Consider the following 15,145-nt stretch of genomic DNA (forward strand, 5'->3'; position numbering starts at 1 on the left):
TCTCCGACAAACCCGGTACGGTTCAACATTTGGGTGATTGCAGACTTGGGAAAATCAATAATGAGCAACAAATCAGTTGGATTACTTATCCTCATAATTTAGCGATGAGCTTAAATAATCAAACAGATCCCCAAAGTATCGAAATGATACTTAGGTCTTCTTCAAATGATAATATTGTCACCAAGTCATTTAATACAAAAAAGTTAAAACCCTTGAGCTTTAAGACCTTAGATATTGAAAAAAAATCCACATATATTCTAGCATCCGATGGATTTTGGAAGCTTTCAGAAAATGATATAAAAACAATAATTTATAGCAAAAATTTATCCGAAGTATCTTCATTATTTGATGATATTTCTCTATGGGTTATATCATTCATTTAACATAAAATCTCATATACCCAATTCGGATGTTAAAATCAAATAAACCTAATTTTTATAAGCAGATACTCGCTATGAACCGTACCGGGTTTGTCGGAGAATTTTTATTTAAGTTAGGCCACCTGACCTAACGGGTTAATCTTATCATTGTACATTGCTTCAAACTCAAAAGGCGATACATTGTCAACGGCATTCTAAAATTGCCCCCTTTTATCTTACAAATGGCAAAGTAAAATTGACCCCTGAAATCAGAGAAAGAGCGGTTCAATTACTAATTGAATCTGAAAAAGATTATCCTTCTACTTGGGCAGCAATCACAGCTATTGCTCCTAAAATCGGTTGTACTCCTGAAACATTGCGTGTTTGGTATCAAAAATATTTAGATCAACAAAATCCTGTCAAAATACAACAGATATCTGATCAAGAAAAAATGAAGGGTAATCCCCCCCTAAAATACTAGCTCTTTAAAAGAGGCAGTATTATGCTTTTACAACATGGTGTTTAACTTGAGAAACTGAATTTAAAACAATCTACTGTAACTCTTCCAGACAGATATGAAATTAATCCACCCCTAGCCCCTTAAACACAGCATCTACCGGATCTGCATAAAAGCTGGTCTGGAACTTAGTAAATAGTTCAACTGGAATGGTTGGGATATCTGCAGCACTACTCATTGGCAAAGCAACCTTCTTGGCACCCGCATCAAAAGCAACTTGAAGACATTCGGCAATACTTTCCACCGGTGTCACAGAACCACCCAAGCTCATATCACCCAATACCACCATCTGACTTTGTACCGATCGTCCTAACAGGCCAGAAGCGAAAGCCACTAAACTTGGTAAGGCAAGATGGCTGAGCGGGCCGGTATTCTGTAATTCCACCACATGTAAGTGGAAATCATGTTCCAGCACCTTACTGCCCCCCGAGATCCGGGATGCATTGGCCTTGAAGTAATCAAAAGCAATCTTGACCTGTTCTTTGGCACTGCTTGAATTCCATAAGCCAGATGTCGCCAACTTTCCTGAACCTTTAGTGACTTGAAGTTCTAAGCGGTATAAGCCTGGCATGCCCTTATTACTGAGGCCAATGGTATACAGAAAACCTGGCTTGGCTGGACCTTCGGGAATCAGTCCGCCACCACCCTGCTCTTTGACTGAGACAAAATGTTCTTCTAAGGTATCATTATCGATGTAGCTGAAATGAACGTCATAGAATTCCATGCCACCAATTTTCTTCAGCTGCTCTTTGACGCGACGGCGGACCTGCAGTGCATATTCCAGACACAGGCGTACATCTTCTTTATTAAACTGACCGTGTGGGTAGAGCAGCTTCATCAATCCAGAAACCGTCTTGCGAACGGCAATCACATCGCGCTGATTCAGGTTATTTCCGAGTTTGAAGTACTTCTCAATGGCATCCGCAAAACTACGCTTACGCATTTCCCGGAAGAATTCAGCCAGATAATCAACGATTAGACCATAACGGTTGGTAAAGAATTCCGGACGCATTTTTGGAATTTCCCAACCTGGAATATAGGCATGAAAACGATCGAAGAATGCCGAATCGATCATGGCTTCAGGAAAAGGAGCCAATAAGTGGCTAGTCTTCACCAAGGATTCAACACTTTGGTTAATATTACCCACAAAAACCATCGAAGCTGAGGCTTCCATCTGTTCACGACCACGGGCAAAAGATCCTGAGGCCATGTAGTCTTTCATGATCTGTACGCCATCTTTGTCCTTAAAGGAAATACCAGCGACTTCATCAAAAGCTACCACATCCCATAAGCCTACCAGACCAATACGGCGGCTGCTCATGTTATAGAACAGGTTGGCGACAGTCGTTTGCCCACCAGAGACTAAAATACTATTCGGTGAACACTCTTTGTAAATATGGCTTTTCCCGGTACCGCGTGGTCCAAGTTCACAGACGTTATAGTTATTTTCAACGAACGGAACCATACGCGCTAATAGGTGCCATTGCACGTCCTCTTTTAACGAAGCCGGTTCCATGCCGATGGAACGGATTAAACTCTCGCGCCACTGATCCGTGCTTAATGCTGCTCTGCCACTGAAGAGTTCATCCATATTCATATTCGGCATTTGAATCGGCTTGAGTAAGCTCACCCCAAATGGAGAACTAGTCTGTCCTTCTTCAAAATAATAACTGAGCGTAGCAATGACCCAGATACCACCAACAAGTAATTTTTCATACTCTTTGACGATGCCTGCCGAGATTTCGGCATCTTTGATGCCCAGATTACTAAATGATGCTTCGTATTTGTCTTTACGCTCATTCAGCTTTACGGTCACCCGGTCAATGACCTTATAACTGCCCCGTTCACGAACCAGGGATTTCACCTTCTCAGCTTCATCAGGTCGTACATAGTTCTCTGCCAGAACCGTCTTTACGTTACGTAGTCCCTGTTCAATGATCTCTGGATCATCCGAGGCACAGTACATCCCTAGCAGGTATTCGAGTACATAGACCGGGACATTGGCCCCTTCTTTGATCAGTTTAGTCAGATCCTTACGTACCACCCGCCCAGCAAAGTGTTCATTCAGCAGCTGATCCAGTTCTTTATCGTTAGCAGATTCCATGTAGGCTACGCTCTATCGTTAATTCGTTATTAGAAGAAGTCATCGGTAAATGCCAGATCAATGGTGACCTTATAGCGTTGCATCTCGATATTCAGGTCTTTGTCCTTCAGTACCAGGAAGTAATCTTTCTTACGGTCAAAATCAGTGCCAGACAATGAGAGTCTGACCTGTTTGACCCGATCGGCAACAGAATCGGTAGTGCTATCAAAAGTCAAAGTTTCTTCACTGGAAACTTTGAGATCCCCATCATAAATGGCAATGGATAAAGTCACTGGCATGACCAGCTCACTGACAGCTTCAGTTTGCATCAAATCAAACTTCTGGATGTTATTGACCATCTTCAGCGTGGATTTGGTAGAAATGACCTCAACTTTACGCTTGGTCCGCTGTCCAGCCTTTTCACCACGTAGCTGTTTTACAGTCAGTACCGGCACCACAATTTCCTGAGGCATGATGCCGCCATGCACAAAACGTGAGCCTCCTACAAAATGGAAACGGTTCGCCCCTTTTGGAATCCAGAAATCAGTCGCAGATAGTGTGCCTGCCGTAGCTTGGGTTGAGCCTTTCCATGCTTCCTTGCTCTCTGGTAAACCATGCCCAATCACATAGCGTTTTTTGCTCTTCAATGTATTGGCTGGTTTTTCAGTCAAGCTTGAACGATCCGCAGATTCTAATTTACTTTGCTGGAACAAGAAGCCATGGTCGGCTGTGATCAACAGGGTAGAAATATTGAAATGCATCAAGATTTTGCGGCTAAGTTCAGTCAGCTCTTCAATGGCATGTTCAACCGCCATAAAGGTTTCTGATTCTGTAGAGGCACTGTCTCCCCGAGCATCAATCACGTTGTGATAAACGTAAATCAAATCATGGTCTTTAAGTGCTTCACGGCCTTCATCACGCGACCAACCTTTTACCGTTTCAGCGGTAACCGCCAATCCATTATAGGCAGCCAGAATTTTGGATCGTGCTGCAGTCCCTTTGCTGGACTGCCCATCTACTAAAACATCATCACCTGCGGCCTCTTTGTACTCCAAAGTCTGATGCGGCAACAACGAGGCCATGCCAAGTGTGGTGTAACTTGGGACAACGCCCAGCTGTGAAGACAATGTCGCTTCAGAATATCGCTTTTCATTGATACGATCACGCAGCTCTACCGCAGCTTCATAACGGAAAGCATCACTGATAATCACCACAATACGGCGTTTCGTTGCGGAACTGAGTAAGGGTCTAACGTGAGTATCGTAGAAGTTCTGCTGATTTGGGATATCTGCCACTTTCCAGACATTCAAGCGTTGCTCAGCTTCAATCCGCTCTCCCCAGTTTCGTGCCAAGTGGTCAATAAACCAGTAGGAATAGCAATTTTCGACTTCTTCATCGAGTTTTTTCAGGATATCGACATGAGCGCGTTGAGAAGCAGCACTGTAGTGGCGATAGGCCATATCAAAGCGATACAACTCCTGCTCGTAGGCTTTATACAAGGCTTCGCTAGAGTCGAAATAGAAACCGGCATCAAACAGCAGTCGCAGGCTGAACAGCTCAATCGCTGCCTGCAACGCTGTATAGACGGTGCGGTATTTACGGCGGGTTGCATCGTCCTTATGTTTGGACGCCCAATAGCCATCCAGACGGGTAGAAATAATCGTTCTGAAATGTTCCAGTTCAGCTTTGGCTGCTGCGGGGATATGACTGGCCAAATCAACAATGATCTTTTGTTCAATCACTTCAAAGGTCATGACATCGAGCAGCTGCTCCAGATCAAAAGCCCCGACCTTTTCTTGGATCCGCAGTGCATTGGCCACGCTCTGGGAAAGCTTATCAAAGGTTGGGTAGTATTTGGAGCTGTCTCTCCAGCGTGACAAGAAGGCTCTAGCCGTCGCACGTGAACTGACAGATGACATCACCAGTTCCTGAGCCCATACGGGGATATCGCCCAAGCTTTCACAGAAACCTGTGCTCATTAAACGGATAAAAAACGTACCGAGCTTGAATGGTGCTTCCCCATTCAATTCTTCAACCGATGCTGGATAACCAATTTCCGCCTGTAATGCTGTGACTAAAGCTGGCACCAGTTGGAATTTTTCCAGTTCAGCAAAGGATTCCGGATTCACTTCCAGAGCCAGGTTCTGCTGTACCATTTCATCTGCCAGCGCCAGGACAATATGCATCAGCTCGGCACTGTCGGCCTTGACCACAGCTGCAATCATGGCCATGTCCAGATCCTGGGCATCGGCCTCAGGCTGGATATAGCGTCTTAACGCGCTCAGACGGGCTTTAGCTTTAAGGAATTCTTCACGTTTGGCCAGATGTTCTCTTAGACTCTGCTGCTGTAAACCCAGCTCATTAAAGATAATCGAGAAACGATCGGCATAGAAGCTGCGAGAATAGAGCTTGATGTCCAGTAACCAGTCTTTTTCGGTCTCAGGCTCAGGACTAGGGAAATACAGCAAGTACTTACCCTGCTGATCCTCAAGTTCCAGTTTGAGCTTGATCTCCAGACTCGACTCTTCTGCCATATTCAGAATCTGGACATCATTTAGCTCTAGGGCTTTGATTTCTTCAGTAAATGACTGTTCTGCATCATACCAAAAGACAATTCGATGCTGTTCAGTATAAAAGGCTTGTTCCAGGCCTTGTTGAAGTTGACTTAAGTTCATGCAACCACCTCTGCATGATCTAGTGTGGAAGAAAAGCTATTCATCACTTTTCCCCCGTCACTGCTTTCACTTCAGCCAACAAGTCCCCAAACTTGCCATAATTGACTTTCACCCCATCATCTAGATCTAAAGTAATACGCTGATCGGCATAGTGACGCAGTTTTTCTTCAAAGCTACTCAGTTCAGCTTGTTGCTTATGCAAGTCTTGCAGTTTTTTCTCGATACGTTGAATTTCAGCAGTAGAATCACTGCTTTCTTTTGCTGTTTCCAGAGAGTTGGCATAGGCAGCCATTTTGGAAATCAGTGGCATAACGTATTCGGTACGCATACGAGCCAAAGTACTTTCGTTATAACGATGCAAATACACCAACGCCTGGAAAGCCCCCTGTTTACCACTGCTAAATAGCCAGTAGATCGGGCGCTTTTTATAGGTCTGCATATGGTCTTTATAGAACTTGCTGGCGAGGTAACGGCGAATGGTGTCTTCTGCTGTTTCACTGGCTTTTTTATCCAAGCTTTCTGCGAGCCACTGCATATTGGCATCCAGTGTCTCTTTCCCCCAAACGGCAGTTAAGAACTCTCGAATACGGTGCGTTGCATCATCTTCAAACCAGTGCATTTCGGTCAATGGAATAATACCGTCAGCATCTGCCGGGAATGTTTGATAACGGCTAGCATCAAAGTCTTGATTGCCTGCATGGGCATAGATCAGACCTGGTTCGTCCAGGCTATAACGTCCCATCATGCAACCAAGCGCATAAGACACTAAACGTTGGCTGTCTTTTTCACGGTCGGCACGGGTCAGCGTAATTTGCTCATCGGGTACATCTGGGGTGAGTTCATCCTGTAAACCATAAGCATCAATAAACAGCTTATTGTTTTCTTCTTCCAGACGTTTCATTTCAGCCACGGCGTCAGCATTTTGCTGTTGCCATGTATTAAAGGCTTCTTTTAAATTTGGCTGTTGCGTACGAATAATTGGGTTTTGAGTAAAGTCCCATGAAGTTTCATAGGAATCCCAATCAAATTTAGCAATTGAGATAAGACTTTTAACTATATTCTCCGTATTGATGGAAATATAGTTTGGCCCTAGCGTTAATTTTCGAAAATCACCAGACTGAAAGTGTAAAGTAGGATTTAAAATTTTCGACCAATAATCAGCAAATTTAGTATTTAGTAAACCCAATCCAATATAAGTTAGCTTTTTGTCTTCATAAAATGCTGATGGTCCTGCTGCATCAAATAGGAAACCTTCTGGCAGTAATCTACCCGCTAACTTTCCACTTGTAACATCTGACCAAGTTATGCCAAGTTTTAAATAATATTCTTCACCTCTAGTACAGGAATTACTTTCAGATTTAATTCTTCTGCCATTAAATTCCCAGTCTACTAAAAATTCGTAATTACCATACCATTTTCTATATGAACCTCCTTTATTATATGGAAACCATTTTAAGTTTAGCTTCGTAATATTTATTTCATTCCATGATCTTACATAATTATTGTTATTTCCTGTCTGGACGCCATTTGAAGAGACAGCAAGGCTTCCCATGTTTGGAAAAGTCGAAAAAGAATTACGTACCTTATCACTCACCCAATAAGCCACAGGACTTCCAGGTATTTTCTTAAAATCATCTGGTTTTGCTGTTTTTAGTCGCTCATTCTGTACAGGGAATTGTTTGGGGATGCCAAATTCATTTACATCATCATTTTCACAATAAGAAAAACTACCTTCATAATTATTAACATGGTTATTTAGCATGACAGTAGCAGCCGTACCAAAGGCAATTCCCATTACTCCATTGCCCATATGCACCATACAAGACAAAGTTCGATCATGTAGCAGTTTTTCACGCATTGCTTCATAAGAAGATAAGAACATCCAACTTTGCATGGTCACCATGCTGTTGAAACCACTATCCTTACACCATGAAAACCCACGCTCGATAAACATGGCAAACAAATCTGACTTGCTGTCCGGGAATTGCTTTTTAGCAAAGTCTTTCAGTGCTGTATTCATGCCTTTACCGCCCATATACGGCGGATTCGCAATCACGGCATCATATTTTTTAACTAATAGTTTTGCTTGTATAAGCAAAGGCAATAGTTTTTTAGCAGCAGCTTTCTGTAAGGTATCTCCCTCAGTAACCAAATCTTGTAAGGTTTTCTGTAAATCAGCAAAGTCTTGTTCAGGACTATCCATACAGATTAAAGAACCAAATGTTTTGGCTTCTTTAAACTTTTCTACCAATTCTTGAATTAAAGCATAACGTGCATCATTTTTAGGAGTACTTAAATCATTTTGATCATTGCCAAACAGATCAACATGACTGCCTTTTTGCCATGCTTGATTTAAGTTGAGATCTTGCCAGATTTGATCTGCATCTAAATCCTGACTATCCTGTAAAGCAATAATATTTATGTTGGGTGGATTGCTAAATAAACGGCGGTCATCCTCACGTGCTTTCATCAACAACGCAAAACTGGCCAACTGTGCAGCACGGGTATCAATATCAATCCCGTACAGGTTATTCTCCAAAATCAAACGTGGAATATCGCGGCTACGGTAACCACGTTCTAAGTAAATCGCTTTTAAGCAATCATAAGCTTCCACCAAAATGTGCCCCGAACCACAAGCTGGATCGAGTACCGTAATGCTTTCAGGGTTTAAGGTATCGCCATCTTCACTGATCCGCACATCAATCAGCTGTTTTAACTGGGCATTGACTTCATCCGTCTGTTCCGCAGGCTGAATGTAATATTCCCAACTACTCGCTAGTGTACTTTCTGGCTGTGCCATCATCCATAAACGACCGACACTATTCTGCACCAGATACTTCACAATCCAGTTTGGGGTGAAGAGTTGCGTCGCGGCAGGAATATCCTCACTTTTGACGACTTTACCAATCACCTGGTCTTTCTTTTCAGAAATATAGAACTGATACAGCCAGCCAATAATCTGTACATCCGACCAGTCTTCTTCCGGAATGCTGCTGACCAGATCACGGATCAACGAATCGGTTTTGGTCAGGTTATCCGGTAACAGTAGTTCAGACTCATCAGAGACCTGTTCAAATAGGAGTGGCATCACCTGATTCAACGCCTGACACTGAGCCAGTAACAGTTCACGGTACAATTCTTCGTCTTTATTGCCATCCAGCTTAAGCTCAGCCACACGGCTGGCATCTAAACCTGGTAGGTCAATATCCAGACATTCTTCCAGAATCTGTGGCAAGCCTGCACTGCCATCAGCACTACTCAACACACGGCGGCCATGATCGAGTAAGCCTTTGCATTCCATGTAGCGAATCGCACAGAGACGGTTAAACCAGCTGTAAGCGATATAATCAACCGTCTGCTCAAAACTGCTGGTTTGAATGCGTTTGATCAGCTTCTCACGAGGTTTCATGACGGATAGCGGAAAAACCTGATCGCCAATCAGCAGCAAGTCGCCTTTCTGTTCTGCCGGTAAAATACTGTCTGCGGTGATGCCATATTTGGCGGCCTGCTTGCGCATCGCTGCGATAAAATCGTTACGTGCTTGCGGTGCGTATTTTTTAATATTGCTGGTGTTCATAGTTCAACCTTAAATGAATTACTGATGCTGATATCCCTAAGCCCTGTTAGCGGATACGCACACGCTTTTTGTCACTCACAATTTTTTTCAGTTCAGCTTTGAGTGCATCTACAAACTGATCCACTGACTCTTCTGTTTCCAGATAGACACTGCTGGAGGTTTTGCTGTAAATGCTAGCGACATCAACTTCTACCACTGGTTTCGGTGGCACTACGGCTGTCGCAGGCTGTACCGGACTCACAGCAGGTGTTGATGTAACTGGGCTGGAGGTGGTTGCAGTGTTGGTTACACTCTCTGCTTTGCTCTGAGCCAGTTGTGCCGCTTTGGCCTGACGCTGGATTTCCGTCTGAACTTCGCTTTCCAACTCATACAAGGCTTCATCAAAACGCTCCACGGCGGTTTGAGTTTGCAACATATAGATGGTGGACAGGCTAGTTTCCACTTCAATATCCGTTTTCAGCAGTTGTAGTGGGCGTAATAGCTTGTTACTCAGCTCAGCGGTAGCGATGCCACTGTTTTTAATCTCGGCTTCTAACTGTTTGATCTTGTCATCAATGTGTTCTATCGCCTGATTGCGCTTCTCACTCAACAGTCGCTCATTGACGCTTTCCACAGTGCGAACCAAATCAGCGATTTTATTGAGTAAACCATATGGTGATTCAATGGTCGAAATGCGATGTAATTCAGAGAGGGCTTTTTTTGCCACCTCATCACTGCCCAGCGCCTGTTTGTTTTTCTCAAAATGACGTAAGGCCTGTTGCAGTTGCTGCCAGCTTGGCATCTGATTACTAAAGAATTCATGAATGTCACGATAATCTTCTTCCAGATCCAGATAGTCGTCCTTGTTCTCGACCACGGCCTTAAAGAAATCAAAGCTGTCGCTATTCGCCAGCAGACGTTCCAAAGTTAGAATCGACTTTTCAATCACTTTCTTGCCCGGGAACTGTCCGACATCAGTTTTACTCTTATACGACTTAAAGTTGGCTAACCAGTTTTTAAAATGTTGGGTATAGAATTCAAATAGCTCTTTTTCTGTCGCTGGTCCCATAGCCGAGAACAGCCCTTGAGTCAGTTGGCGTGCCTGTTTCAACACCTGATCATCAGTCTGGCGCTTTTTAATAATGGAAACATCACGGCGACGGCGGCTGTTCTGTAAAGGCTCAAAGGCATCTTTTAATTGTAAGCTGCCGCCATTTAACTGCAGAGAAATCCGCCCCATTGCCGCCAGCTGACCCACCAATAGTAAAATCTCGGCATCCGGCCAGCCATAAGGACGTTTGGCAAAACGATCTATCACATCTGAGACTAGAATACGCTCTGTACCAGTGGCGCGTAGTGCAATGTACTGCTCCACTTCCTGTAGGGCTTTCGGATTGCTTTGACCGCCATCCAGAGACAATCCGAGTTGCGCCATATCATCAACAGTCAAGACGGCGTTCAGTTCACGCCAGGCATCCTGCTGATAGACCTGCAGATAGCTCAGTTTGGTATAGGTGTTTTCCAGCAAATAACGACAAGCCTCATCCAGCTTGGTGGTTGGACTTGAAGATGATAGTTGTAGATGCTGACCCAAGGCATAACTTTCCGCGTCCAGCAACATTTCTTCGACCCGGACACGCAGGCGTTTTTTACGTTCTTGGTTCTCACGACCACGGTCTGCCAGAATACGGGAAATATCGGACTGAGTGCCATCATCATTTAAGCGGATGAATTTATTGGTTTTCAGCCAGGTGCGCAGCTCATTAAAGAACTGTTTATCGTCTGCCAGTTTAAACAGTATCTGCCCTTCGGCCTGAGTACTTTTACCAATACAGTAAGCTTCAGTGTAGAGGTTATATTCCGTATCTAGTGGAGAAATGATTTCAACTTTCAAATCGCTCTCATACTTGCCATCCAGGCTATGGCTATCTAGGAAACGTCCAATCTGATAGTCCATCTTGTTGGCTTGATGGCGGTATTTGTTCTGATCGCGCAGTAAATCTTTAAAGATCAGATTGGCTAACTCTTTATTTTCTTCTGAAGCTGCTAAGTCAGTGGCTTTAATTTTGCGAGTGATATCACGTTCTTCATTGGTCAGGAACAGGAACTCATCGCCATTCCTCGTAATCAGGCTCTCTTTTTCCAGACGCTGCAGGCTCTCTTCAATCCGCTTGCGCAATGCCAGCTTATCTTCATCAATTTTCTCAATCGACAAAGTCACCAGGTTATCCAGCGTACCTTTGATGATATCGACATAGCGGATCATAAACAGGGTACGCAGCATCTGCACATCAAAACCATCCAGGGTCTTATTCTGCCCTGCCTGGTCGATGGTACGCTTCACTGCTGTATCCAGAAATCCTTCCACTGAAGTATAGAAGCGGTGGAAAGGAACCAGGGCACCGACTTCATCTGTAGCAATCGCATTCGCGGCCATCTGGAACGCATCCAACATGGACCGTTCACCATAGGCCAGGTGTGCACCGGTCGCACCGACCTTACGGATTTCTTCAAATACTTTTTGCACCAGCTGGAAATGGTACGGCGCAAAAGGATAGTTATTGATAAAGCTGTCTGGACCCTCATAGTTCTTGAGTGTTGGGCCTGAACGGTCAAAGGTGATCTGGTTTTTTAAGATATCGCCCTTTTGCTCAAACACCGATCTGAGCAGTGCTTCAGCTTCCGGGGTTTTACGTAATAAACGTTTCTGGATGACTTCATCGGTATTGGAACTGGACAGTGATAAACGGGTTTTAAAACGTCCAGCAATCTTGGAGAAGTCATTGGCTTTGGAAGAAGACATCTCACCTAAAACAGCATCGATGTCTGCCTGCGAGGTGACAATAATCCAGGCCCGACCTTTACAAATCGTACCCAGGTTTTCAGTAATGGTTTGCAGTGTCAGCATCAAGCGGGTATCGCTGCCAATAAACTGCCCCACTTCATCGACCAAGAACAACATGCGTTGCTGGGGTCCTTTGCTATCTAAGTATTCTTTCACCCACTGACAGAAATTTTCAACCGAAACACTAAAGGTCTGCTCAGAATCCTCAAACCATTTATGCGCAGCTTCTGCTGATAAGTTGAGGGCTTGGGAAATTGCGGTTTCGACATCATCCTGATAGAACTGATAGCCGTCACGCTCCTCTAGCCAGGACATGCCGCTGGATTCCTCAAACGCCTGTTTAAAGCGCTCATACACACCTTTCTGGCTCAGGTGACGTTCCATATGGGCAATATGTGGATGGTCAGCACTAAACCCCTGATATTCGTTAAACACGCGTAAAAACACATTCAGAATCGGATTACCGTCATCATTGGAACTGGCTTTACTGTCGATATTAAATAGGATGACATCGGCATGATGACTAACCGCTTTACCAATATCCGCACGGATAAACGCATCCCGGATTTTGCTTTCATCAAAGAATTCTGCAGCACTGCGTTCGTTACCTTCCGCGTCACGTGCCACTTTATTGGCCAGAATATATGACAAGGTTTTCAGGAAGTGTGATTTACCTGAACCAAAGAAGCCTGAAATCCACACGCCGACACGATTGGCAATCGAAGGATCGCTCAGGTCTGTGCCATAAGACTGGAAAAAGTCACGAAAATGCTTTTCCAGCTCATTGGTGACCACGTACTCATCCAGCTCCTGGTAAACCGTGGCATTATCATCCTGATCTGCCTTCACCACCCCGTTAATTGCACGATCTAATGGCTTGTAAAAAAGTTCTTTAATGTTCATCTCAATCCATTCCCCCGAATTCTTATTTCTATTTGCCGTGTTTAAGGCACTAATCTGAATGCTCTGTAGTAATTGTTGCTTGGAATTTTTCCAAATAAACTCATCGCTTGACCGTCGTAATAACCTGGGTAAAACAGCACCACTGGCTTATGCCCCAGTAACGAATGCAAACTATTCAATAAGTGATGGGCACGTAACAGTGGCCAAACCGACCCTACCCCAGTCATCAACACAATATCTTGCGCATTGGTGGCATATTTACTCACCAGATAAGGCGCGAACTTATCCATATGCAGTGGACCCTTTAAGGCTTTGAGCAGCGCTTCATCGCCTTTGGCTTTTTGCATTTGAATGGCTTTATCGATGAAGTTACGCTCATCCAGATAATCCACCACGGCTTGCAGCAGGTTGATATTCACCACCTTCAGCTGACTGTGTTTTTTCTCCAGCATCCCTTCGAGAAAATGCAGATATTCGCGCACTTTCAACTCATCTTCAGGTGCATAATCAAAAATCCAGAAGCCAATTTCATTGCCCAATCCTTGTCCAGTGAGAAACTCAGTGGAAAGAATTCGCTCTGGAATCTGATTTAGACGCTCATGTATTTTTTGACTCATTGCTGCCCCTCTACAACTACCGCGTCCATAGCGACACTTCCATAGATCTTTTAATGCGTTGTTTATAATGTTCTTCCAACAGGCTACGCAGCTCTGCTCTGACGATCACACGCTGCAACTCCAGCTTACGGGTACTTTTTAAGTAACCGGCTTCTGCCAGCATGCGAAATACCACCTGCCCCATTTTTTTCTTGCTGGACTCTTTCCAATCACAGATATCAAGATCGCGTTGTGAACGCTCATCCAGAAAGTCTGACCAGATATAACTGTCCAGGTATTGAGCCTGAGAGATATAGGCCTCTCTCATCACCGTTTCCATAAACTCAAGCAGCAACAGGTTGCGTTCCAATGCGCCACAAAAAGCCACCTGGGTCGCCAGCTCATCATCCCCATCACGTAGTGCTTTCCAGAAATCAGGCTCCAAGCGCTCCAGACGCTTACGAATAGCGGTGGCATTGCGTTGAGCTGAAGCAGGCGTTCTTTTTTGCAGAATATTGTCCACCTGAATCGCCTGATGCCATTGTTCTGGAGTCGCCTCACGCAATAACAGATCCGCGATTAACCGACTTTCACGCACCATCAGTGAACCACCAATCAGGTCACTGTCATAATGAAATTGTTCTAACATGGCCAATCTCCTATGAGGCCTGATCAAACAGATAAGACGACAGTTTTTCGATATCTGAACGTTGTAGTACCAAGGGATATTTCAAGGCATCATCTGCTTCAGCCAGCGTGATCGCAGCCTGATATCGCTGCAAGGTATAGTGAGCCAGGGCTTTTTTGACCGGAATCTGTAATCTGCCATCAGGCATGCCGAAGTCTTTTTCGACCAGCGCTTTTTGAGCTTCATTCAATTTTGGATTAGGGATCAGCGTCAGTACAATTTCTTCATGCCATTGCTGATCCTGAGCAGGGTCTACTGACTCAATCGCCACCACAACAGGTGTGCGATCAATTCTGGAGAGTAAAAAGTCCTTAAACTGCTTGCTCTGATGGCAATAGGCACGGACATGCCAGCGAAAACCGGTATACACCAGGGTATGTGGGGAAATCATGCGTTCATGCCACTGCGGATTCTGCATCGAGGCATAAATCATTTTTAAAGTACTTTGGTTGCGGCAGGCACGCAAAACTTCCCGAATCACTTCAGGACGTACACTGCGATCAGGTAATTGAACTGCTGCAAGATTCGGTTCTGGCATCGCAATCAGCGCATGCGATTCACTGACCAAGCCCGAGAGCATATTGAGATATTCATTGATATGTACGGTAGTCAGCACCGGTTGAAACGTGGCTTTAGGCACATAGCCTTTTACGGAGGGGTCATGAATCAAGGCATCGGGGTTATACAGCGTATTGTAACGCTTGATATCCGCAGAAGCCTGCTGTCGACTCAGCCCAAACCAGCTCATCAAACGATTGGTAACCAAACGACCTTCCCAGTAAGCAAGCAGCTCGATGGCTCGCATTCGTAGCAGGACTTCATGCTTATCTGTCGTCATATACCAATCAGTCAATAAATAGCAGCTTTAAGATTACCCTACAGCAAATATACAGTAAACATTTTTGACGGTATTTAAAGGTAGT

General features: G+C 44.4%; 8 protein-coding genes and 1 pseudogene. 2 read left to right on the plus strand and 7 right to left on the minus strand.

Annotated features, from left to right (window positions below):
- Window positions 1-29 precede the first annotated feature (29 nt).
- Together Q9Q86_RS16440 and Q9Q86_RS16445 are read left to right on the plus strand one after the other, a co-directional pair.
- Window positions 30-383 carry a hypothetical protein gene (locus tag Q9Q86_RS16440; protein ID WP_228157649.1) on the plus strand — a complete coding sequence of 118 codons (354 nt, stop codon included), beginning with the start codon at window positions 30-32 and terminating at the stop codon, window positions 381-383.
- 196 nt (window positions 384-579) lie between these two features.
- Window positions 580-816, plus strand: a pseudogene (locus Q9Q86_RS16445) (hypothetical protein); the annotation flags it as partial.
- 124 nt (window positions 817-940) lie between these two features.
- On the opposite strand, the gene brxL reads toward Q9Q86_RS16445, so the two are convergent.
- From brxL to Q9Q86_RS16480, 7 genes are read right to left on the minus strand one after another with little or no spacing between them, the layout of a single operon-like run.
- A complete protein-coding gene (gene brxL / locus Q9Q86_RS16450; RefSeq protein WP_112987437.1) occupies window positions 941-2,980 on the minus strand; it encodes a protease Lon-related BREX system protein BrxL in 2,040 nt (679 codons plus the stop codon).
- 29 nt (window positions 2,981-3,009) lie between these two features.
- The gene (pglZ, locus tag Q9Q86_RS16455; protein WP_112987436.1) at window positions 3,010-5,634 is read right to left on the minus strand and encodes a BREX-1 system phosphatase PglZ type A; all 2,625 of its coding nucleotides are present in this window, start codon (window positions 5,632-5,634) and stop codon (window positions 3,010-3,012) included.
- 43 nt (window positions 5,635-5,677) lie between these two features.
- Entirely contained in the window at window positions 5,678-9,211 is a 3,534-nt protein-coding gene (gene pglX / locus Q9Q86_RS16460; RefSeq protein WP_112987435.1) for a BREX-1 system adenine-specific DNA-methyltransferase PglX, read from the minus strand.
- A gap of 46 nt (window positions 9,212-9,257) precedes the next feature.
- Window positions 9,258-12,938: a BREX system P-loop protein BrxC gene (gene brxC / locus Q9Q86_RS16465; protein WP_112987434.1), complete on the minus strand. Its 3,681-nt coding sequence runs from the start codon at window positions 12,936-12,938 to the stop codon at window positions 9,258-9,260.
- Window positions 12,939-12,979: 41 nt separating this feature from the next.
- The gene (locus Q9Q86_RS16470; protein ID WP_112987433.1) at window positions 12,980-13,555 is read right to left on the minus strand and encodes a DUF1788 domain-containing protein; all 576 of its coding nucleotides are present in this window, start codon (window positions 13,553-13,555) and stop codon (window positions 12,980-12,982) included.
- 16 nt (window positions 13,556-13,571) lie between these two features.
- Entirely contained in the window at window positions 13,572-14,183 is a 612-nt protein-coding gene (locus Q9Q86_RS16475; protein WP_000892996.1) for a DUF1819 family protein, read from the minus strand.
- 10 nt (window positions 14,184-14,193) lie between these two features.
- Window positions 14,194-15,060 carry a WYL domain-containing protein gene (locus Q9Q86_RS16480; protein WP_112987432.1) on the minus strand — a complete coding sequence of 289 codons (867 nt, stop codon included), beginning with the start codon at window positions 15,058-15,060 and terminating at the stop codon, window positions 14,194-14,196.
- Window positions 15,061-15,145: the final 85 nt, after the last annotated feature.

This window comes from Acinetobacter sp. A22, from assembly GCF_030913345.1.
GTDB lineage: Bacteria > Pseudomonadota > Gammaproteobacteria > Pseudomonadales > Moraxellaceae > Acinetobacter > Acinetobacter junii.